At 68.8% G+C, this 20801-nt stretch carries 19 protein-coding genes and 1 pseudogene; 8 read left to right on the top strand and 12 right to left on the bottom strand.

Going from position 1 to position 20801, the window contains the following annotated elements:
• Positions 1-138: 138 nt before the first annotated feature.
• Both FXN61_RS04000 and FXN61_RS04005 read left to right on the top strand, forming a co-directional pair.
• On the top strand, positions 139-735 hold the full coding sequence (locus tag FXN61_RS04000) for a DUF4230 domain-containing protein (RefSeq protein ID WP_312877538.1): 597 nt from the start codon (positions 139-141) through the stop codon (positions 733-735).
• Positions 736-806: 71 nt separating this feature from the next.
• Positions 807-2423 (top strand): serine/threonine-protein kinase, encoded by a 1617-nt coding sequence (locus tag FXN61_RS04005; RefSeq protein ID WP_167970332.1) that lies wholly within the window; start codon positions 807-809, stop codon positions 2421-2423.
• A gap of 2 nt (positions 2424-2425) precedes the next feature.
• Here FXN61_RS04005 and FXN61_RS04010 read toward each other — a convergent pair whose 3' ends face one another.
• From FXN61_RS04010 to FXN61_RS51495, 6 genes and pseudogenes are all read right to left on the bottom strand, one after another.
• Entirely contained in the window at positions 2426-3007 is a 582-nt protein-coding gene (locus FXN61_RS04010; protein WP_167970267.1) for a hypothetical protein, read from the bottom strand.
• Between the two features lie 60 nt (positions 3008-3067).
• A pseudogene (locus FXN61_RS04015) lies at positions 3068-4467 on the bottom strand (transglutaminase TgpA family protein); the annotation flags it as partial.
• Positions 4464-5228 (bottom strand): DUF58 domain-containing protein, encoded by a 765-nt coding sequence (locus FXN61_RS04020; protein WP_167970335.1) that lies wholly within the window; start codon positions 5226-5228, stop codon positions 4464-4466. The gene FXN61_RS04020 and the pseudogene FXN61_RS04015, both read right to left, overlap by 4 nt.
• Positions 5225-5569, bottom strand: coding sequence for a hypothetical protein (locus FXN61_RS04025; protein WP_167970337.1), 345 nt, complete (start codon positions 5567-5569; stop codon positions 5225-5227). Before FXN61_RS04025 ends, FXN61_RS04020 begins: the two co-directional genes overlap by 4 nt.
• Positions 5570-5580: 11 nt before the next feature.
• Positions 5581-6546: an AAA family ATPase gene (locus FXN61_RS04030; protein WP_167970339.1), complete on the bottom strand. Its 966-nt coding sequence runs from the start codon at positions 6544-6546 to the stop codon at positions 5581-5583.
• Complete coding sequence (locus FXN61_RS51495) at positions 6543-8699, bottom strand: NHL repeat-containing protein (RefSeq protein ID WP_167970269.1); 2157 nt, start codon at positions 8697-8699, stop codon at positions 6543-6545. The genes FXN61_RS04030 and FXN61_RS51495 overlap by 4 nt, the downstream gene beginning before the upstream one ends.
• 185 nt (positions 8700-8884) lie before the next feature.
• Here FXN61_RS51495 and FXN61_RS04040 point away from each other — a divergent pair, with 185 nt between their 5' ends.
• Positions 8885-9541 carry a methyl-accepting chemotaxis protein gene (locus FXN61_RS04040; RefSeq protein WP_167970341.1) on the top strand — a complete coding sequence of 219 codons (657 nt, stop codon included), beginning with the start codon at positions 8885-8887 and terminating at the stop codon, positions 9539-9541.
• A gap of 178 nt (positions 9542-9719) precedes the next feature.
• Here FXN61_RS04040 and FXN61_RS04045 read toward each other — a convergent pair whose 3' ends face one another.
• Positions 9720-10391, bottom strand: a complete 672-nt coding sequence (locus tag FXN61_RS04045) for a fibronectin type III domain-containing protein (protein ID WP_223165303.1) — start codon at positions 10389-10391, stop codon at positions 9720-9722.
• A gap of 10 nt (positions 10392-10401) precedes the next feature.
• Positions 10402-11004 (bottom strand): polysaccharide lyase family 7 protein, encoded by a 603-nt coding sequence (locus tag FXN61_RS04050; protein ID WP_167970343.1) that lies wholly within the window; start codon positions 11002-11004, stop codon positions 10402-10404.
• 81 nt (positions 11005-11085) lie between these two features.
• On the opposite strand from FXN61_RS04050, the gene FXN61_RS04055 reads away from it, so the two are divergent.
• Complete coding sequence (locus tag FXN61_RS04055) at positions 11086-11973, top strand: LysR family transcriptional regulator (RefSeq protein ID WP_167970345.1); 888 nt, start codon at positions 11086-11088, stop codon at positions 11971-11973.
• On the opposite strand, the gene FXN61_RS04060 is transcribed toward FXN61_RS04055, so the two are convergent.
• Complete coding sequence (locus tag FXN61_RS04060; RefSeq protein ID WP_167970347.1) at positions 11876-12739, bottom strand: EamA family transporter; 864 nt, start codon at positions 12737-12739, stop codon at positions 11876-11878. The two genes, FXN61_RS04055 and FXN61_RS04060, sit on opposite strands and share 98 nt — an antisense overlap.
• Positions 12740-12832: 93 nt before the next feature.
• Here FXN61_RS04060 and FXN61_RS04065 point away from each other — a divergent pair, with 93 nt between their 5' ends.
• Positions 12833-13741: an RluA family pseudouridine synthase gene (locus FXN61_RS04065; RefSeq protein ID WP_167970349.1), complete on the top strand. Its 909-nt coding sequence runs from the start codon at positions 12833-12835 to the stop codon at positions 13739-13741.
• Here the strand turns inward: FXN61_RS04065 and FXN61_RS04070 are convergent.
• Positions 13736-14629 (bottom strand): phosphotransferase family protein, encoded by an 894-nt coding sequence (locus tag FXN61_RS04070; protein ID WP_167970352.1) that lies wholly within the window; start codon positions 14627-14629, stop codon positions 13736-13738. The two genes, FXN61_RS04065 and FXN61_RS04070, sit on opposite strands and share 6 nt — an antisense overlap.
• Positions 14629-17823 carry a GH92 family glycosyl hydrolase gene (locus FXN61_RS04075; protein ID WP_167970354.1) on the bottom strand — a complete coding sequence of 1065 codons (3195 nt, stop codon included), beginning with the start codon at positions 17821-17823 and terminating at the stop codon, positions 14629-14631. Before FXN61_RS04075 ends, FXN61_RS04070 begins: the two co-directional genes overlap by 1 nt.
• Before the next feature lie 51 nt (positions 17824-17874).
• Between FXN61_RS04075 and FXN61_RS04080 the strand changes: the two genes are divergently transcribed.
• Positions 17875-19137 carry a BNR-4 repeat-containing protein gene (locus FXN61_RS04080; protein WP_167970356.1) on the top strand — a complete coding sequence of 421 codons (1263 nt, stop codon included), beginning with the start codon at positions 17875-17877 and terminating at the stop codon, positions 19135-19137.
• Here FXN61_RS04080 and FXN61_RS04085 read toward each other — a convergent pair.
• A complete protein-coding gene (locus tag FXN61_RS04085) occupies positions 19134-19568 on the bottom strand; it encodes a hypothetical protein (RefSeq protein ID WP_167970358.1) in 435 nt (144 codons plus the stop codon). The genes FXN61_RS04080 and FXN61_RS04085 overlap by 4 nt on opposite strands.
• 59 nt (positions 19569-19627) lie before the next feature.
• Between FXN61_RS04085 and FXN61_RS04090 the strand changes: the two genes are divergently transcribed.
• Both FXN61_RS04090 and FXN61_RS04095 read left to right on the top strand, forming a co-directional pair.
• On the top strand, positions 19628-20011 hold the full coding sequence (locus FXN61_RS04090) for a VOC family protein (protein WP_167970360.1): 384 nt from the start codon (positions 19628-19630) through the stop codon (positions 20009-20011).
• Between the two features lie 98 nt (positions 20012-20109).
• Positions 20110-20799 carry a chitinase gene (locus tag FXN61_RS04095; protein WP_167970362.1) on the top strand — a complete coding sequence of 230 codons (690 nt, stop codon included), beginning with the start codon at positions 20110-20112 and terminating at the stop codon, positions 20797-20799.
• Positions 20800-20801: the final 2 nt, after the last annotated feature.

Raw genomic sequence — 20801 nt, forward strand, 5'->3', positions numbered from 1 at the left:
GCCTCCTGAGCACTCGTCCCTGTCTCGTCCAAGCCAACCATGTGGACACGGAACTGATTCCGCACGGGTCGATTAGCCCATACGGACCGTGTACGCGCATCACCTCACGGGTATTCCAACGCGGTGTACAGGCGCTGGGTGACGCGTGGAGCTGTGGTCGCGGCCGTCTTCATCTTCCTCGGCGCGGCGGTGTACGTCTTCGGGCAGTTCAAGCCGTTCGGTGACGAATCGATCGATCGCAGCCAGCCCGCGATGCTCAAGTCGGTGCGGGATCTGAGCCAGTACCACGCCGCGGCCGGCGAGTTCCAGGTCGTGCTGGACATCGAGAACGACGTGAAGTGGGTGCCCGCGGCGCTGGCAGGGGAACGCACGCTGTTCGTCGCCGCCGGGTCGGTCAACGCCTACGTCGACCTCGGCACCTTGAAGGACGACGGTCTGATCCTGTCGCCGGACGGGAAGACGGTCGAGCTGCGGCTGCCGAAACCTCAGCTGGACAAGCCGAACCTCCACCACGACCGGTCGTACGTCTTCAGCCAGGAACGCGGCCTGATCAACGATCTGCAGGCGTTGGCGGGACCCCCTGACGTGCAACGGTTCTACGTCGCCGCCGAAGCCAAGCTCGCGGAGGCGGCGAAGCAGTCGGAGCTGCTCAAGCGCGCCGAGGACAACACCCGTGTGATGCTGACGGGAATGCTGCAGTCGTTGGGATTCCAGGTGAAGGTGCGCACGGACTAATTTCGAACCACCACCGGCGTCCGCGACGAAGGTTCAGCGGTGACCCGACCGCACCGGGATAGGATCCGTTGGTGGAAGACGATCTGATGGCCTGGGCACCCGCGCAGGGCGCTGCGCGGGCGCCGGAGATCGCGTTGCCCGGCTACAGCGGTTTCCGCGTGATCGCACAGGGCGGCGAGGGCACGATCTACCGGGCCCGCCAGGACGGTCTGGGCCGCGACGTCGCGGTCAAGGTGCTGCAGGTGACGGACCCGGCGACGCTGACCCGTTTCCGCCGCGAGCTGGCGATCACCGTCGAGCTCGGCCGCCAGCACCCCCACATCGTCACGGTGCTGGACACGGGAACGTTGCCCGACGGCCGCCCGTGCATCGTCATGGAGTTCTACGAACGCGGTTCGCTGCACGACCGTCTGCGCGCCATGGGCCCGTTGCCCGTGCCTGATGTTGTGGCGGCGGGCATCGCGGTGGCGGACGCGCTGGCGTTCGCGCACGGCCAGAGCATCCTGCACCGCGACGTGAAGCCGCAGAACGTCCTCGTGCTCCCCACTTCCTACGTGCTGGCCGACTTCGGCATCGCCCGCGGCGCCGACGCCGGCCACTCCGCGTCGCTGCAGATGGTCAGCTACCGGCACGCGGCCCCGCAGATGCTGGAGGGCGCCACCCCGTCGTTCGCCGACGACATCTGGTCGCTCGGCTCGACCCTGTTCACGTTGCTGGAAGGCAAGCCGCCGTTCGCCTCGGACAACCCCGACGAGGACACGCTGCTCTCCTACGTCGGCCGCGTGAGCAACGCGGAACCCCGTTCCCTGACCCGGTTCGACGTGCCGGCCTCGCTCGTCGCGGTGATCAACCGGTGCCTGCGCAAGGACCGCGCGGAACGCTTCGCCTCGGCCTTGGAGCTGCGCGACGCGCTGATGGCGGTGAGCGCCGGCGCGTCCACCGCGCCCGCGGTGTCCATTGTGGACCCCGACTCGACGATGATGCTGGGCGAGCGCACCACGGTCTTCCCGGACGGCCCGACCGAGGCGCCCGGCTTCGGCCCGAGGCGGCCCGCGGCGGAGGAGAAGCCTTCGGAGGAAGAACCGCGGGAGGAACCGGACGACTCCTGGCAGGGCCAGCTCGCGGATCTGACCTACCGTCAGCAGGACCTCGTGCCGCCGCCACCGATGCCACGCCCCGTCGCGGTGCTGCCGAACGTCGACCTGCCTCCGGCCGAACCGATGACCGCTCCCGTCCGCAAGAGCAAGCGCGGCGGTGTGCTCGCGCTGCTGGCCGTGGTCGCGGTGACGGGCGGCATCGTCGCGGGCATGCTCCTCAACCGCACGGACGACCGGCAAGCCCAGCCGGGGCCGACCACGCAGACGACACTGCCTGTGCCGACCTCGGAGTCCACCGACGCCGGTCCGCCCCCGAACGCCGACCCGAAGTTCATCCCGGTGCTCAAGCGCGCCGAGTACCAGGGCAAGGCGATCGAGCTGGAGTGGAGCGACCCGAGCGACGGCAGGGCCGAGTTCGTGGTCGTCGACGTGACCGGTGCCAAGCCGCTCGCCGTGACCAGGGTGACCGGTGGCGGCACCAAGTACGTCATCGAGGACGGCGGCGGCCAGCGCCGTTGCTTCCAGATCGCGGCGTTCGGCTACAACGGCGAACGCGGCAGCTCCGCCAAGGTCTGCGCCGCCAAGAACTGAGCTCAGCGCCGGAACAACGGCCGCGGGTCGATCGCCCACACCACCTTGCGCCACCAGGAAGCCTTGCGCCGCACCGCTTTGCGCACCTGGCGAGCGAGCCGCCAGCTGTTCTCGGGCTGCACCGGCCGCGAGGCTGACGCGGCCCTCTGCGTCTCTCCGGCCCGGCCCGCCCTCGGCCCGAACGCGGCCTGGTCCACCATCACCGCCAGTCGCGCCCCTGCCTCGCCCCACTCACGTCCCACATCCGGCACGGTGCGGCTCGGCTTCGGCTTCAGGCCGGCGAGCACCAGGGAGTCCAGCACCTCGTTCCACGCTCCCACCGGACCGGCCGCCCTCCACCGCATCCGCCGCGAAGTCCGCGCCAAGTACACCCCGATCAGGAGCAACACCGGCGCGAACGCCCAGAGCGGAAAACCCTTCGGCGCTTCAGGAGCGGCCACGGCGTCAGGCTGCACCGCGGTCGGCTGCACCAGCGGCGGCACGGACGGCAACGAGGTCGGCGTGGGCTTCGCGGTGGTCGACGCGAGCCGGTTCAGCACCTCGCGCTTCGAGGCGGCGCTGGGTCCGCTTCCGTTGCCAGACACCGGATCGAACGCCACCCAGCCCCAGCCGCTGAAGTACACCTCCGGCCAGGCCGTGGCGTCCGCGGCCCGCACGATCCGCTCGCCGTCCTGCTCCGGCACCGGCTGGAACCCGACGACCACCCGCGTCGGCAACCCGACGCCCGCGCGAGCACCGCGTACGCCGACGCGAACTGCTCGGCCGTCCCCGCCCCTGCCCCTGCCTCGCCGGCCGCCCCGAACAGGAACGTCTCCAGCCGCGCGTAGGACGACCCGACCGGTGCCTCGGCGTCAGGCCGGCGGTTGAGCCGCACGACCTGTTCCAGTGCCACGGCCTTCTCGTACGGCGTGCGCGCGTTCGACGTCGCCTGCCGCGCGTACTCCGCCAACGTGAAAGGCAACCGTGGGAGAGCCGTGTACCGGGTCGCGTCCGCGGGCACGGAAGCCTCGGCGAGATCGGCGTCGGCCGGCGTCTCCAGCACACCGCGAACCGTGTAGCTGAGCCCTGTCCTGAGGCCCTCGGCGACCACGAGCGACCCGGTGTCGGGATCCACCATGGCGTTGCTCAGCGACACCGCCTGCGGTTTGCCCACGCCCGGCAGCCACTCGCCCTGCAGCCCAGTGATCCGCAGATCAACGCTGGTGTCCTGGAACTTCCCGCCCGTGGGCAGGTCCGGCGCGTCGACCACACCGAGCGGCCCGTACGTAGAGGCCGCCTCCCACGACGCGCCCGAATACCGGCTCAGCGTCACCAGCCGCACCGGCACCTCTGGCCCGCGCATCCGGAACAGCTCCGCCTCCCCCTGCGCGGCCCAGGCGGCGAGCTGCGGCAGCGGGTTCGCGATGGCGATGTCGGTGATCGGCGGCGTGACGAGCTTGCGCGGCTCGAAACCGTTGGTGGGCAACACGAACGTCAGCAACGTCAGCGCGGCCAGCGCCGTGGCGAGCACCGCGGGAGGCACCACCGGCCCGCGCCGGTCGATGATCAGCCACCCCAGCGCCAGCACGACGACCAGCACCAGTGCGACCAGGCCGTAGCGGTCCGCTTTGCCCGTGGTGAGCAGCGCCGCCGACACGTAGAGGGTCGCCGCGCCCAAGGCCGGCACGAACAAAGCCGTCCCGCGCTTGGTCACCGACAGCACCGTCGCCGTGGAGACACCGATGATCAGCAAAAGCCCCGGCACCAGCAGCTCAGGCGTCGCGGGAGCGGGACGGGCAGCTGTCAGCAGCCGGGGCACGGTGTCGAGCAGCACCCACGCCGGGTCCCGGTCCGGGGACGCGCCGCGTGCCGCGAAGAACCCGCCCGCCATCGCGAGCACCATGATCGCCAGGCCGGCGAGACCGGCAGGCACGAGCCGTTTCAGCAGCAGTGCGAGGAATCCGGCGAACGCCGCCAGTCCGAAGTGGACGAACGCGCCGTCCCACGCCTGAGCCAGCTGGAGAGAACCCACGAGCAGAACCGCGGCCACCCACGCGAACTTCATCGGGCCACCACCGCGTTCCACGAGTCGACCAGGTCCTCCGCCCTGGCACCGCTGATCACCAGCACCGACCCCGCCGCCCCCACCGGCCGCTGCTCGTCCACCACGAGCACGGTGCCGAACGCCGCTCGCCCCGCCTCCAGCACCAAAGCGGGAACCGTGGTGCCGCTGACCACGGCCACCACGTCGAGGTCGCGCACCGGCACGGTCGGCCGGCCGTCGACGTCCCGCAGCTCCAGGTCCGCCAGCGCGGCCAGGATCGGCGCGGAGTCCTGCGTCTCCTCGATGTCGGTGCCTCCGGACGACGTCAGCAGCCGCACCGGATGCCCCTGCTCCAGCGCCGAGGTGATCAGCGACGCCGCCACCTCGACCGCCTCCTCGAACCTCTGCTCCTCGGCGTACGACGAAGAGCTGTCGTCCAGCAGCACGGCCAGGTGCGGCCGTGCCGGGTCGGCGTCCTCACGGATCATCAGCGTGCCGGTGCGCGCGGACGTCGCCCAGTGCAGGCGCCTCAGGTCGTCGCCCGGCACGTACTCCCGCAGTCCCACCAGGTCCGTGCCGCCGCGCTCGACGCGTTCGTCGGCGCCGACCTGGCCTCGGCGCGCACCGGACGGCAACCCGCGGACCGGCAGCACGCGCGGAACGACCCGCACCTGGACGACCTCGCCGAGCACGGTCCGCGCCTGCGCCAGACCGGCCAGTCCTTTGCGCCGCAACGTCAACGGCCCGACGTCGAACACGCCGCGCCGCTCGGTCGGGATCACGTAGTCGACGCCTCGACCGACCCCGGCTTGAGCAACGGCACGTCCACGGACATGGGCGAGCCCGCCACCATGTCCACCGCGTCCAACGCCACCGGCCACCGGCCTGTCGCCGACAGCTCCAGCCGCCCGTTGCACCGCGCGAGCCGCGGCACGGTGCGAGGCCGGACGGTCCGCGACACGGACAGCGGCGACGCGATCAGCACCGACACGATCGAAGCGACGACCAGCGCGACCAAGGCAAGACCGAACGCCGCCATGCCCGCGTACCGCCACCACAGGCCGACACCGAGCATCAGCAGGCCCAGCACCGCGGTTCCGGTGCCGCGCACGGTGAGTCTCATCGCGCCCCAGATCATTGAGAGGCGGGCTTGGGCACCGGCACCCGCGAGAGCACGTCGGCCAGCACCTCGGACGTCGTGACGCCAGCCAGCACGCTCTCCCGCGTCAGCACCAGGCGGTGGGCCAGCACCGGGTCCGCGATGTCCTGAACGTCCTGCGGCACGACGAAATGCCGCCCCTTCGACGCCGCGTACACCTGCGAGCACCGCACCAGCGTCCGCAACCCGCGCGTCGAGGTGCCGAGCCGCAGACGCTCGTCGGAACGAGTGCCCACTCCCAAGGCGGAGATGTACTGCAGGATCGGATCAGCCACGTGCAGCAACGACAAACGCCCGCTGAACGCGCTCACCTCGCGCGGCGACGTCACCGTCCGCACGTCGGCGATCCGGCCCGCGCCACTGCCGGGCCGCAGCACGTCCAGCTCGTCCTCCACCGACGGATAGCCGATCGAGATCCGCAGCATGAACCGGTCCAGCTGCGCCTCCGGCAACCGGTACGTGCCGTCGAGGTCGATCGGGTTCTGCGTCGCCACCACGAGGAACGGGTCGGGAACCGCGTGCCCGACACCATCGATCGTGACCGTCCGCTCCTCCATGACCTCCAACAGCGCGGACTGCGTCTTGGCCGCCGCGCGGTTGATCTCGTCCGCCAGCACGATGTTCGCGAACACCGGACCCGGCCGGAACCGGATCTGCCCCGTCTGAGGGTCGTAGACCGAGGTGCCCGTGACGTCGGACGGCAGCAGGTCCGGCGTGAACTGCACACGCCGGGAGATGCCGCCCAGAGCGCCCGCCACGGCCCGCGCCAGCGTCGTCTTTCCCGTACCGGGAACGTCTTCCAGCAGCACGTGGCCGCCCGCGAACATCGCCACCAGCACCAGGTCGACCACGTCGCGCTTGCCGCGCACGGCGCTTTCCACCGCGTCGCCGAGCCGGGTGTGCAGGTCGCGGAAGGCGGAAACCTCACCGGTGTCGATCACTTTTCCTCTTCTCTGCGAACACCGATGCGCAACAGGAACGCGCACGCCAGCAGACCCAGGCCACCCGCGCCCATCGGCGCGGTCTCCGCTCCGGCTGGCGCCATCCGCGGCACACACGTCGGCTTGCCGTTGCACTCGTCCATGACGAAGTTCGCGGACCTGGAGGCCGAGTCGACCTGACCGGCACCGGACGCCGCGTAGGCGCGCACGACGATGCGGTTCGACCCCTCCTCCACCGTGATCTGGGCGGAGGTCGCGTTGCAGGCGATGCCGACCGCGTAGTCCCACGTCGTGTTCACGACCTCGCAGCGACCGTTGTGGCTCGCCCAGTCCGCCGGCGGAGCCAGGGTGAGCCGCTTCGTCGGCACCCGAGCACCACCGGTGAGCCCCGTGATCACCGTGGCACCCGCGGTCGGCAACGACGGTGGAGGCGGTGGAGGCGGTGGTGGAGGCGTGGTCGTCGTGGTCGGTGGCGGCGGTGGTGGTGGAGGCGGCGGATTCGGGGGAGGGTTGTTGGGCGGCGGGTTGTTCGGAGGCGGGTTTGGCGCCGTCACCGTGAACGCCGCCATGCCCGCGGCACCGGCCTGCGTCGCCGTCGACGCGCGCACCGTCACGTCCAGCCTGCCGCTCGTGCAGAACGTGGAACCCGTGCACGGCAACGACAAATCGGCAGACGTACCGGCCGACTGAGCCGACACCGAACCACCGCTGAACGAGCCGGAACCCGTCACGGTGTAGCCGACGACCGGCTCGGCCGACGCGGCCGCGGTCCAGCTCACCGTCACGACGACGGCCGAGGCGGTGCGCGACTTCTCCCGTACCGTCACGCCGGCGGGAGCGGCCGGAGCCGAGCCACCCGAATTGGAGGGCGGCGTCGAGGACGGCACCGACGGCGGCGGAGCACTCCGCGTTCTGACCGTTCGTTGCCGTTGTTCGCCGGGGTTGCGCGGCGGCTTCACCGGCTCGTTCGGGTTCGGCGGCGGAGGCGGCGGCACCGAGGGCGGCGGCGAGCGGTCAGGGTCCTTCACCGGCAGCTCGGGGCTGCGGATCGTCAGCGACCGCGTCCCGCCGTCGGCGTCGACCAGCACGCCCGTCGAGGAACCCGGCACGTTCACGAACAACCGGCCGTCGTCGAACACCAGCTCGGGGTCGGAACCACCGGACGTGCGCACGTCGTCGCCACCGCGCTTACCGCCGCGGTCGAGGACGATGACCTTGCCGGATCCCTTGCACGGCACGTACACCTTGTCCCGGAACACCGCGGGCCTGCCTGGCTTCGGACAGCCCATCGCGCCGACGTCGACGCGCAGCACCTGCCCGTCGACGACGAGCACGACCACGGACGAGTCCGGCACCGACGCGGGCACCAGGTCCGTCGGCGAGGTCTGCGCGGCGATCACCTCGGCATCGGTGCGGTCGGTCGACCGCGACACGTCCTCACCCGTGCCGTCACGAACCACGACACCGCCGTCCAGTCCGATCAGCGTGACGCCCTGGTCGTGCGGCACCAGAACCGTGCGAGGCCCTGCACCGGCTACCTGGCGCTGCGAGCGTTCCTGGAACCGCTCCTCGTCGTCCGACCAGTCGAGCGACCTGAGAGTGCCGCCGTGATCGACCAGCCACAGCACGCCGCGCTCGTCCACGACCGCGTCCGCGAGTGGTTGCCCCGCCTCCCACTTCTGCCCGACATCGGCCAGCGTCAACGGGTCCGCGGTGTGCACGGTGCCGGCCGCGCGGTCGACGACGAACACCATCCCGTTCGCCACCAGCACCTTGCTCGACGCGCCCGGCGGCGCCTGCCGGCGTCCGGACGCGAGCAGGGTCGCCAGGTCGATGACGGTGATCTCGCCGGTCCGCCGGTTCAGGACGATCAGCCTGCCGTCCTCCTGCGCGATCTCCAGCTGCGAGTCGGGCCCGCTGATCTGCAGCCGCGTCTGCGGCCTGCCCGACACGGGGTTGACCTGGACGACCTCACCGCGCTGGTCGTCACCCAGCCAGGTCAGCCCGTCCGACACCGCGACCGACGTGCGGGAGATCCCCTGCCCGAGCGCGGCGCCCGCGAGCACCAGAACACCCAGCAGTGCCGCGACGAAACTCGCCGACTCCCGCCCTCCACCGGAGATGATGCGTCTGATCCGGTGCCACCAAGCCATCTGCGCCTCCCTCGCCCGCCGGGGATGCTAACCCTCGGCTATGACAACTTCGGACGGCGGACGGTTCCCGGATCGCCCCGTCAGCCGACTGGCCGACATCAGGAACAGTAATGACGGGGTCTGACACTTTTGGATCCCGAATGGCGCTACCCCGAACCGATCAACACATAGGGCAAAGTGGTCGTATGGAGATCCCCGGCATGGGACTTGCCAAGCAGGCGCTCGGCAGCGCGATCAACACGGCCGTCGAGACGACCACGACAGTGGCCGCCGTTCCCGGCCGCGTGCTGAACCTGATCGGCGAGGTCGAGCAGCTCGTCCGCAAGGTCAACGGCACGATCGACGCGGTCGACGGCATCGTGAAGAAGGCCGACGCGCTGGTCGACCGCACCGGACAGGTGGTGGCGGACGCGGAGAAGGCAGTCGACGAGGTCCGCGCGATCACGGCGAGCGCGGGCGACGTCGCGGAACGGGCCGCGCAGATCGTCACGACAGCCGGCCAGACCGCGCACACGGCCAACGAGCTGATCGGGATCTACGAGCCGATCGCCAAGCAGGCCCAGCCGCTCGCGAAGCGGTTCGTGGACGAGCTCTCGCCGCACGAGGTCGAGGCCGCGATCAAGCTCGTGGACGAGCTGCCGGTGTTGACCGAGCACCTGATCAGCGACATCCTGCCGATCCTGGCGACGCTGGACCGGGTGGGCCCCGAGGTGCACCAGCTGCTCGAGGTCACGAGCGACATGCGCCAGGCCATCCTCGGCATCCCCGGCTTCTCGTTCATGCGCCGGCGCGGCGAGAAAAAAGAAGGGGACGAAGGTGTGAAGCCGATCGAAAACGGGTAGCCCACCCGCATGACCCCCGACGCACGCGAAGATCAACTGACGTGGTGGCTGCTCAGCGCCGTTTTCGGACTGCTGTCCGTGATCAACATCGGCCTCGCCCTCACAGAACGCACGACCTGGCCCTACGTGCTCGCGGCGTTACTGCTCGCCGCGAGCACGTGGAGCGGCAGACACGCGCTCAGACCTTCCCCGTCTTCTGATGTGTCAGGTTCGACGGTGATCCGAACCGGAACGGCCGCACGCGACAGGTCGCGGTTTTCTCGTCTGGAAGTGTGATCAGCCCGAACGAGGTGACGTCCGGATCGAGCTGCGCCGCGACGCGGTAGTCGGCCGCGCCCGCTGGCTTGAGCTCGATCAGGTACCCCTCCTCGTCGGAGGCGTGGTCCTCCCAGGTCAACAGGATCCCGTTGGCGTGCTTCACCTCCGCCTTCAGGTTGCCCGGCGTCGCCTCGGGTGAGGCAACGGGCTTCGTGCCCCGGCCGTCCTTGCGCGGTTCCGCCCACTCGTGCCCGTCGGCCTCCGGCACCGCATCACCCGGCGGCAGCGTGACATCGACCGTGGCGGACGCTGGCCCGGAGAACGGACGGACCCGGTAGTAGAACTGCGTTTCCGGGATCAGGTCCGGGTGCTTGTAGGAGTTCTTGGCCGGTGGGCTGAACTCCAGGATCGTGTAGTCGCCGTCGGCGGCGTTCGCGTACTCGACGACCTGCCCTGCCGCCCCCGCCTCCGCACGCCAGTGCAGCGTCACGTCGGTCGGCGAGGTCAGCTCGGACGTCAGCACCGGGTCCTGCTGCTCTTGGCCGCAGGCAGCCAAGAACAGCAGTCCCACCAGGATTGCGCGTGTGGTCAAGGAAGGCAGCTCACTTGCGCCAGAACTTGATGCCGCTCCACACGACCGTCGCCGGGCCCTGACCGCTGCCGGTTCGGTACGCGCCGAACTTGTCGTAGAAGTTCCCGCCGGAGCTCGAGACCGAGTGCTTCTGCGACCCGTTGATGTAGGTCCGATGCGCGCTGCCCACGACGTGCACGGTGTTCACGCGCACGGTCGTGCCGACGGTTGCCCCGGTGGCGATGGTGTTGCCACCGTGCACCGCGTACAGCCTGCCGCCGCGTTCCACGGCGAGCATGAAGTACGGACCCGCGCCGGGGTCGTCCTTGAACGTCTGCTTGAGACTGATGCGGGTGCCACCGAGACTCGTGATCCGGAAGCTGCCCTCGAACTGTCGCGTGCCGCCCGTGTAAGTGGCGTACCGGCGCTCGGCACGCTGGTCACCGGAACCGGTCGAGCAGGTGAGCTTGAACGTGAGGTCGCTGACGTCGCCACAGCCGCGTTCCTGGACTTTGAACGACGGCGAGTAGCTGGTCCACGGACCGGATTCGACCTGAGCCTGTGCGGGCGAGCCCGACACGAGCAGACCGGTTGCCAGCGCGAACCCCGCGGCGATGCGGAGTCGTTTGGACATACCGAAACCTCCTCAAGACGCGCTGAAGACAGCGCGTTTTTCTCAGGGGGCGGTAACGGCAGCGTAGCCGATAATGATCCGATGTTCGACCTCCATCGTCTGCGACTGCTGCGCGAACTTTCCCAGCGGGGCACGCTCGCCGCCGTCGCCCAGGCGCTGAACTACAGCCCCTCGTCGGTGTCGCAGCAGCTGTCGTTGCTCGAGACGGAGGTCGGCGTGCCGCTGCTGGAGCCCGTCGGAAGGCGGGTGAAGCTCACCCCGCAGGCCGAGATCCTGGTGCGGCACACCGAAGAGGTGCTGGCCAGGCTGGAGCAGGCCGAGTCGGAGGTCGCCGCGTCGCTGCACGAGATCACCGGGACGCTGCGGGTCGCGACGTTCCAGACCGCGGCACTGGCGTTGATCCCGGCGACGCTGGCGCGCATGCGGGACGAGCATCCGTCACTGCGGATCGAGTTCCAGGTCCTCGACCCGGCGGAAGCGCTTTCCGCCTTGAACGCACGGGACTTCGACCTCGTCTTCCTGGAGGAGTGGCCCGACCAGCCGGAGGCCCGGTTCGCCGGCCTGGAGTACCGGGAAGTGTGCCGGGACCCGATCCGGCTGGCCGTCCCACGTGGACTGTCGACCACCCAGGCCGGCACCTATCCGTGGATCATGGAGCCGACCGGCATGCCGCAGCGGACCTTCAACGTGAACTGGTGCCGGCACAACGGCTTCGAGCCGGACGTGCGCTTCTCCTCGACCGACGTGCTGGTGAAGCTGCGGTTCGTCGAGCGGGGACTCGCGGTCGCGCTGCTGCCGGACCTGGTCTGGTACGACCGCGAGATCACCGTCGACCTGCACGAGCTGCCGGTCCCCCAGTCCCGGCTGCTGTTCACTGCGGCACGGGCAGGACGAGGTCAGCATCCCGCTGTGCGGGCGTTTCGCGAGGCGCTGGCGCTTTCCGTAGCGCCGCTCCAACCCCGGCCGTGATCACCAACGCCATGCCGCACAACGAGACCACGCTCAGGTGCTGGCTCAGCAGCACCGCGCCTGCCAGCGCGGCCGCGGCGGGCTCCAGTGCCAGCACGACCCCGAACGTGCTGGCCTGCAAGGTCTTGAGCGCCTTGATCTCCAGCGTGTACGGAATCGCGGACGCCAGCAGCGCCACCAGCGTGCCGAGCAGGAGGATCTTGGGCTCGAACAACCCGGCACCGGCCGTCGAGAGCCCGTACGGCAGCGTGAGCGCCGCCGCGATCAGGCTGGCGCCCGCGAGACCGCCGGTGCCGAGCCCCGCCGTCGCGAGCTTGCGGCCTGCCAGGACGTAGCAGGCCCAGAACACGGCCGCGAACAACGCGAGCGCCACACCGATCAGGTCGAGCTTCGCGCCGGTGTACTCCCGCACGCCCAGGACGACGACGCCCACGAGCGCCAGCCCGACCCACACGAAGTCCCTGGCTCTCCTGCTCAGAACCGCCGCGAGCCCCAGCGGCCCCAGGAACTCGATCGTCACCGCCACCCCGAGCGGGATCCGGTCGAGCGCCAGGTAGAACGTGCCGTTCATGCCCGCCATGGTCATCCCGAGCACGAGCGTCTCCTGGCGGAACTTCGGCCTGGCGACGACGACCAGCATCAGCGCCGCGATGCCGAGCCTGAGCGCCGTCGCACCGGGTGCGCCGATCTGGCCGAAGAGCTGGCTCGCGAACGCCGCGCCGAACTGCAGGGAGATGACCGAACCGAGGACCAGGAAGACCGCCATGCCGACAGCCTTGTTGACCAGCTCTCATCGGTACAGCGAATGTTTGCGAGCGATATCGTTCGGTTTTTCCGAACCTTTAGACTGACTCCTGCGATGAGACGCAAACCTTCCTCCCCTCTCCCCCAGCGCAACGGCCTGGACGCGGCTCGGCTGAAGCTGCCCCCGTTCGGCACGTGGCTGTCCTTGCGCGACCATCTCGTGGAACGACTGCCACGGGTGGCCTCGGAACGCATCGAGGAGATGCTGCGCGAGGAACGGATCTGGGACGTTTCCGGGCCGTTGGGCATCGACGCGCCGTTCGTCCCGGACAGCTACATCTGGTTCCACCGCGACCTGCCCGTCGAGGTCCCGGTGCCGTTCGAGGTGGGCGTCGTGTACCAGGACGACGACATCGTGGTCGCCGACAAACCGCACTTCCTGGCCACGATCCCGCGCGGCCAGCACATCATGCAGACCGCTCTGGTGAAGCTGCGCAACTCGCTGGGGCTGCCCGACCTCTCCCCCGCCCATCGCCTGGACCGCGTGACCGCCGGGCTCGTTCTGTTCGTGGTGCGCCGCGAGGTGCGCGGCAAGTACCAGACGATGTTCCGCGACCGGTTGGTGCAGAAGGAATACGAAGCGATCGCCGGCCACGACCCCGCACTGGAACTGCCCCGTGTGGTGCGCTCGCGGATCATCAAGGAGCGCGGCATCATCACCGCGTTCGAGGTCGACGGCGAGCCGAACGCCGAGACCCACGTGTCCCTTGTGGAGCATCGCAACGGCTTGGGCCGCTACCACCTCAAGCCGTTGACCGGCCGCACCCACCAGCTGCGCCTGCACATGTCCGGGCTCGGGGTGCCGATCGTGAACGACGACTTCTATCCGGTGCTGCGAGACCGCCCGTTGGACGACTTCTCTTCTCCGCTGCAGCTACTGGCTCGCACGTTGTCCTTTGTGGACCCGGTTTCCGGCGTCGAGCACTCGTTCACGTCGCGGCTGAAGCTGTCCGCCTGGTCATGACCGGTGTGTGCGCCAGGCCGGAATCGCGTACCCGCCCCAGAGCTTCGCCATCCTGTCGTGCAGCCGCCGCGCCAGCCGGCTCACCCGAGGATGCGTCTCGGTGAACTCCGCCACCACGCGCGTCCGGTACATCAACCTGCCGCGTGCCGTCGCGTTGCCCCACCTCCAATCCTGGCCCACGACCTGAGCGAGACGGTCCGTCTCGTCTCGGTTGGCCCGCTCGACCAGCGCATCCCCTTGCACCAGCCACCGAACACACGCGTCCTCCAGGGGTGAGACGAAGCCGCGTTCCTCGAAGTAGGCCTGCTCGGCGGCTTTCCGCAGCTCCTGAGGCGTCTCGTTGACGAGCGCACAGGTCGGAAACGCGATCCTCAGGTACACCAGCTCGGTCAGCCCGTCGCCGAGCGCCGCACCCTCCAGGTCGACGAACCGCGCGCCCCGCTCCGTGTACAGGTCGTTGCCAGGACACGGGTCTCCGTGCAGCAGGTCGAACTTCCCGGTGTCCTCGAACGCCAGCTCGTCTTCGGCGTCCCCGATCTCCACGTCCAGCGCCCGCACGAACCTCAGGAACGGCGCCGGGTCCGGGATCTCCTGACGTGGCAGCGCACCTGCGTGTTCCGGGCCCGTGGCCGAATGCAACCTGGCCAGGCCGCGGGCGTAGTCGATCACCCAGTCCTCGCGCGGGGGCTCGGAGCGGAGCCGTTCCAGCACCACGGTCCGCGCGTCGAAGTCGACGTCGAGGACGCGCGGCACCACGCCGGTGTGCTCTGCCAGCCGAAGGGCGGTGATCTCGCGGGTGAAGGCGGCCGCATCGCCGATGACCTGCTTGACGATGCGGTCGCCGTCGGCCCACACGCGGGACCGCACTCCGCTTTTCAGTCGTTCCATCAGGCAAGTGTGAGCGCGTACAGCTCCACTCGCGGGTCGTTCGGCAACGTGACCGAACGGACCGTCTTGGTCGCGTGCAGCCGCAGCGACTGCCCGAACAGCCGGACCGGTGGCCCGTCGACGCCCTGGCCCGCCTTGATCCGGTGCGGCATCTCCAGCACCACCGGGCCACCCGCCGCCCAGTCCGGCACCGTGGCGGCCACCTCGGCCGAGGTGCCGTCGGTGTACCAGACGGTGAAGGCCGTGGACACCGGACCGTTGTGCGACGCGCCCACCACGTGCAGCCAGGAGAACTGACCGGCGGGCAGCAGCAGTCCCTGACCCCGAGCCTCCACGAAGTTGGGCGCGGTGCCGGAAGGATCAGGTGCCTGGTAGGTGATGCCGCCCCACGTCACGGGTCCCGCCGGAGGCAGCAGTGCCGCGTCGTAGCTCCAGCCACCGCCGTCGAAGTTGCCGGAGGTGGAGTCGGCGACCGTCGCCGTGCCGTCGTGGTTGCGTTCAGGAGCGATGTCCACCGAACACGTCGAGAACGCGCACACCGCGGCCGGTTTCACCTCCACCACGGCCTTCACGGTCACGGACTCGACCTTCACGGAGACCTCGTACGAGCCCGGAGCCACACCGGCAGGCACCGACACCGTCAACGGCACCGTCTTCTGCGTCGGCAGATGCCGCGACACGATCACGAACGGCTTGGCGCCACTCACCTTCCAGCCAGGAGGCGCACCAACAGAAGGCCGGACGGTCATCCCGGAAGGCGACTGCGCCAGCACGTCGAGCTGCAAGGTCAGCGACTGCGCGGAGTCCGAGGTCGGCAGCACGATCTCGGAGTTGCGCAACGAAGCGGACAGGGCACGCCGCGAGTCGACGTTGCCGTCGTTCAACGACGGCGGCTCGTCCGAACGCCCGGTGCCCCACGACGAAGGCTTCGAGGACACCTCGTACGACAGCTTGCCGCCGCGCTCCAGCGAAGACCAGTTCAGCCAGGTCTTGCGGACGTCGCGCCCGTTCAACGACGCGCTCTTGACGTACCGCACCGAGTCGGAGACGTTGGGCGCGGACACGACCAGGGTGCCGCCCTGCGAACCGTGCTGTCCGATTCGGACGGTCGCGGACGGGAACTGCGGCGACGACAGGGCGAGGAAGCCGGACCCGTTGAACGTCGGGTACATGCCCAGCGACGAGAAGACGTACCAGGCCGACATCGTGCCCAGGTCATCGTTGCCGGTCATGCCGTCGGGACCGGTCGTGAACAACGTCATGGCCGCCCGCACGACCGTTGCGGCCTTCGACGGCGTGCCCGTCCACAGGTACATGTACGGCGCGAGCAAGTCGGGCTCGTTGTTCGGGTTGTAGGTCGGTTTGCCGTAGTAGTCGTACGGTTCGGTGATCCAGTCGTGCCGTGCGGTGCCGGCGGGATCGACGAGCAGCTTCTCGTACGCGAAGAAGGCGTCCAAACGCTTCTCGGCCTCACGACGGCCACCCATCAGCGACACCAGGCCTGCCGGATCCTGCGGCACGAGCCACTGGTACTGGTAGGCGCCGCCCTCGTGGAACTGGTGCGAGGCGTCCACAGGGTTGTACGGCGTCAGCCACGTGCCGGCGACCGTGCGCGGCCGGAAGTGACCGCTGGAAGCGTCCCAGAGATTGCGGTACCACTGGCCGCGATCCGCGAAGAGCCGTGCGTCCGACCGGTGGCCCAGACCGCGAGCCATCAACGCCAGCGACGCGTCGGCCGCCGAGTACTCCAGCGTGGCCGAGGCCGGGTGCACGCAGTCGTTGTCGCCGCCCTTGTGGGCGCAGTCGGTTCCGAGCTTCAGGCCCGACGGGACGTACCCGCGATCCGAGTAGTACTCCACGCCCGAACGTCCGTTGTAAGGCGAATCTGCGGGAGGTAGCGACAAGGCGTTGGCGCGCAACAGCTTGTACGTCTCCTCTTCGTATCCATGCAGCAACCCCTTGGACCAGGCCTCGACGAGGAACGGCGTGACGGGGTCACCGGTCATGATGTTGGTCTCGGAGGACGCCAAAGCCCAGCGTGGCAACCACCCTCCGTCCCGGCCACTGGCCACAACGGACAGTGCGACGTCACGGGCGACGCGTGGTTCCAGAATCTGCAACAGCTGGTTCTGCGGTCTGTACGTGTCCCACAACGAGAAGTTCTGGTACGGCGTGTAGCCCGAAGCGGTCCGCACCTTTCCGTCGAAGCCCATGTACTTGCCGTCGACGTCACCGGCGAGGTTCGGGTGCAGCACCGAGTGGTACAGCGCGGTGTAGAAGGCGACCTGACGGTCCCGCGGCCCACCGGACACCCGCACGGCGTCCAGCTGCTTCTTCCACACGTCCCTGGCACCGGCGACGACACCGTCGAAGTCGTGGGAAGGAGCCTCCGCCGCGAGGTTCTTCCGTGCGCCCTCCAGCCCGGTGTACGACAGGCCGATCTTCAGCACCACGTCACGATCGGCGGAAGCGTCGAACGTGACCCAGGCGCCGTTCCCACCCGTACCGGCCGCGTCACGGCTGCCCGGCGTGGGAACGCTCCCCCGCCACGAACCGAAGGCCGCGAACGGACGGTCGAACGAAGCCGTGAAGTACACGGTGTGCTCGTCCTTGCCCGCGCAGAACCGGCCGTTGCGCACCCGTCCCTCGATGGTCCGGTCACCGACGACGTGGATCTCGGAGTCCAGCACCGTCTGGTTGGAGCGCCCGGTGTTGAACAGGACGTTGGCAGCCGCGCTGGAAGGGAACGTGTAGCGCTGCCACCCGGTCCGCGGAGTGGCCGTGAGCTCGGCGTTCACCCCGTAGCGCGACAGTCCGACCCGGTAGTAGCCGGGCTGGGCGGCCTCGTCCGAATGGCTGAAAGCCGACTTGTAGGCGTTGATGTCAACGTTGTCAACGGACCCGACTGTCGGCATCACCGGCAGCTCGCCCATGACGCCGCAGCCCACGCCCGACAGATGTGTCTGCGAGAAGCCGTAGATGGAGTCGGCTTTGTAGTCGTACCCGCCCTGTCCTCCTGTGTCAGGGCTGACCTGCACCATTCCGAACGGCACCGAGGCGCCGGGGAAGGTGTTGCCGAAGTTCTGCGTACCCACGAAGGGGTTCACCAGCGACGAGGGGTCTTCGTCCGCCTGAGCGGCATGAGCGGGAACTGTTAGACCCAGTAACAGCCCGACTACAACCAGTGTCCGCATGGGGGCAGTATTGTCGGATCGTCGCCGCCCCGACACCCATGGAGGTCGGCGATGCGCGCATTAGCCGCGGCGTTGCTGATTCTTGTCGCATTTTGTCAACCGGCACGCGCCGCAGCCACTCTCGACACCGTCACGACCTCAAGCGTCTACGGCTGCCTGCGCACCAACGGCGCGGGCGTGTACGACGCGACGGTGAACAAGACGTTCGTGACGTACTCGGGCACCAGGCACGACATCTACGTGAAGGCGTTCGACCACGCCGCGAAGACGTGGTCGGCGGCGGTCAAGGTCGCCACGCTGAACCTGACGCACGACAACGCCTACCACGACTACCCGGTGCTGACGCAGCTCGGCGACGGCCGGCTCGCGATCTTCCGTGCCACGCACACGAGCTCGATGCAGTTCTACACCGCACCCGCGCCGCGTTCGATCACCGGCACGTGGACCGCGCGGACGATCAGCACCGACAAGAACACTTACCCCGAGCCTGTCGTCATCGGGAACACGATCCACGTGTTCTACAGCCACAACACGGACCTGTCGCACCCGTACCGCACCTACAAGATGATCAAGTCGACGGACAACGGCAGGACCTGGTCGGCCCCGAGGATGATCATCGACTCGGGCCGTACCGCCGACAGGTACGCCGAGGTGTACGCGTTCGGCGTGACGCAGCGCGACGGCCGCATCTACCTGCCCTGGTCGATGCACGGCGGACCCAAGGGCCACAACGGTGGCGGCAAGAACATCTACGTCGCCTACTTCGACACCGCTTCCGGCGGCCTGTACACAGTCGGTGGCGCGACGCTCGGCAACACCGTCGACAGCGGTGACCTCGACAAGACCCGTGTTGTGACGACGAATCCGACCGATCTCCCGGCAGGCAAGGCACTGCCGGAGGAGAACCCGGTGACCGTGCCGCTGAACGACGGTTCGCTCGTGCTGGGCTACGGCGTGCACACGAAGACGAGCGCCAGGATCGTGCTTCAGCGATTCGCCGGCGGTGCCTGGACCTCCACGACGGTCGACACCTCGACGTCGCTCTTCAAGGACCTGGTCGCGACCGGCAACAGCGTCGGCTTCTCCTACGCCAGCGCGGACAAGAAGCGACTGCTCGTGAAGTCATGGACGCCGGGCGGCGCGGTGACCACGAAGCACGACCTGGCGGTGCCGTACTCGGCCGGCGCTGACACGACGTTCTACGCGAACTTCGTGGAGAACCGGCCGAGCGACCTGATCGCGAACACCATCGACCACGAGACCCGCAAGACCAACCACACGGGCAAGTGGCCGGTGTTCTCGATACGCGACTAGCAGCGCTTGCCGGTGTACTTGTTGTAGCTGTAGTCCTGCGCGACGCTCACGAGCCCGTAAGCTGCAGTGCACTTGGTGAGCGTCGAGGCGGGCTTGCTCCACAGCTCCTTCGGGTCGTAGGGGTCGGCCTTGCCGCCCTGGTGGCTGTCCGGTGTGCTGTCGCTCGCGCTGCTGTAGACGGCGACCGCGGTCTGGGTGATCCAGTGGTGACCCGAGTTGCGGAAGCTCTCCCACATGTAGACGTAGGACCAGTTCGAGCCGCAGCCCGCGAACTGCTTCACCGACGCGATGTTGTTGCCCTGGAACTTGATGTAGGCGGTCGAGCCGATCTGACCGGCGCTGGCGCAACCGGGCGGCGTCTCGGCGTTGGCGACGCCCGGAAAGACGAACCCCAGCAGCACGAACGCGGTGGCGATGATTCCCCTCTTCATGTGGGCGATCATCGCCGTTCGCGCTGACAACTCCCTGACACGCGAGTAAGCAGGGACTCATGCCCGTACAGCTCAACCACACCATCGTCCACGTCACCGACCAGGAACGCTCCGCGCGTTTCCTCACCGAGATCCTCGGCCTGCCGGAGCCGGTCCGCTTCGGCCCGTTCCTCGTCGTCGAGGTCGCGAACGGCGTCTCGCTCGATTACCTGACCAGCCAGGCCCCGATCACCGAGCAGCACTACGCGTTCCTGGTGACCGAGGACGAGTTCGACCAGATCTTCGGCCGGATCCAGGAACGCGGCCTCGAGTACTGGGCCGACCCGTTCCGCTCCCGGCGCGGTGAGATCAACCGCAACGACGGCGGCAGAGGCGTCTACTGGAACGACCCCGACGGCCACGCACTGGAGATCATCACGCGACCCTACGGTTCCGGTTCCTAAAAGGTATAGACCAACTCTTGTGCTCCGCGCCCCGTTGCTGCCACGGTGAGAGCGGTAACAGACAGTGGGCGCGCAGATGCTCTGAGGAGTTGGTCTCCATGTTCGGAACACGCGCCGCCGCCCTGATCGTCGCGCTGCTCGGCGTTTTCACGCTCGTGCAGCCGGCGACGGCGGCGCCGTTCATCGTCACCGAGGCTCAGTTCAACCGGATGTTCCCGTCCCGCAACAGCTTCTACACCTACAGCGGCCTGAAGTCCGCGATGAGCACGTTCGGCTCGTTCGCGAACCAGGGCAGTGACACCGTGAAGAAGCAGGAGCTCGCGGCGTTCCTCGCGAACGTGTCCCACGAGACCGGCGGGCTCGTGTACATCCGCGAAATCAACCAAAGCGGTGACTACTGCGACGAGAGCAAGCCCTACGGCTGCCCCGCGGGAACCAGGTCGTACTACGGCCGCGGCCCGATCCAGCTCTCGTGGAACTTCAACTACAAGGCGGCCGGCGACTACCTCGGCATCAACCTGCTGAACAACCCGGACCAGGTCGCCACCAACGCCACGATCTCGTGGAGGACCGCGATCTGGTACTGGATGACGCAGAACGGACCCGGCACCATGACCCCGCACAACGCGATGGTCAACTCGCGCGGCTTCGGCCAGACCATCCGCAGCATCAACGGTTCGCTGGAGTGCGACGGCCGCAACCCCGGCCAGGTGGAGAGCCGCGTCTCGAAGTACCGCCAGTTCACCGGGATCATCGGCGTCGCCACCGGCAGCAACCTGTATTGCTGACA

Source organism: Lentzea indica, from assembly GCF_012184385.1.
GTDB lineage: Bacteria > Actinomycetota > Actinomycetes > Mycobacteriales > Pseudonocardiaceae > Lentzea > Lentzea indica.

Bases quoted from the DNA above. Each gene is read 5' to 3' on its own strand.
- FXN61_RS51495 (WP_167970269.1), bottom strand. From the start codon at position 8,699: ATGGCTTGGTGGCACCGGATCAGACGCATCATCTCCGGTGGAGGGCGG.
- FXN61_RS04040 (WP_167970341.1), top strand. From the start codon at position 8,885: ATGGAGATCCCCGGCATGGGACTTGCCAAGCAGGCGCTCGGCAGCGCG.
- FXN61_RS04065 (WP_167970349.1), top strand. From the start codon at position 12,833: ATGAGACGCAAACCTTCCTCCCCTCTCCCCCAGCGCAACGGCCTGGAC.
- FXN61_RS04085 (WP_167970358.1), bottom strand. From the start codon at position 19,568: ATGAAGAGGGGAATCATCGCCACCGCGTTCGTGCTGCTGGGGTTCGTC.
- FXN61_RS04050 (WP_167970343.1), bottom strand. From the start codon at position 11,004: ATGTCCAAACGACTCCGCATCGCCGCGGGGTTCGCGCTGGCAACCGGT.
- FXN61_RS04075 (WP_167970354.1), bottom strand. From the start codon at position 17,823: ATGCGGACACTGGTTGTAGTCGGGCTGTTACTGGGTCTAACAGTTCCC.
- FXN61_RS04055 (WP_167970345.1), top strand. From the start codon at position 11,086: ATGTTCGACCTCCATCGTCTGCGACTGCTGCGCGAACTTTCCCAGCGG.
- FXN61_RS04025 (WP_167970337.1), bottom strand. From the start codon at position 5,569: ATGAGACTCACCGTGCGCGGCACCGGAACCGCGGTGCTGGGCCTGCTG.
- FXN61_RS04080 (WP_167970356.1), top strand. From the start codon at position 17,875: ATGCGCGCATTAGCCGCGGCGTTGCTGATTCTTGTCGCATTTTGTCAA.
- FXN61_RS04070 (WP_167970352.1), bottom strand. From the start codon at position 14,629: ATGGAACGACTGAAAAGCGGAGTGCGGTCCCGCGTGTGGGCCGACGGC.
- FXN61_RS04095 (WP_167970362.1), top strand. From the start codon at position 20,110: ATGTTCGGAACACGCGCCGCCGCCCTGATCGTCGCGCTGCTCGGCGTT.
- FXN61_RS04060 (WP_167970347.1), bottom strand. From the start codon at position 12,739: ATGGCGGTCTTCCTGGTCCTCGGTTCGGTCATCTCCCTGCAGTTCGGC.
- FXN61_RS04090 (WP_167970360.1), top strand. From the start codon at position 19,628: ATGCCCGTACAGCTCAACCACACCATCGTCCACGTCACCGACCAGGAA.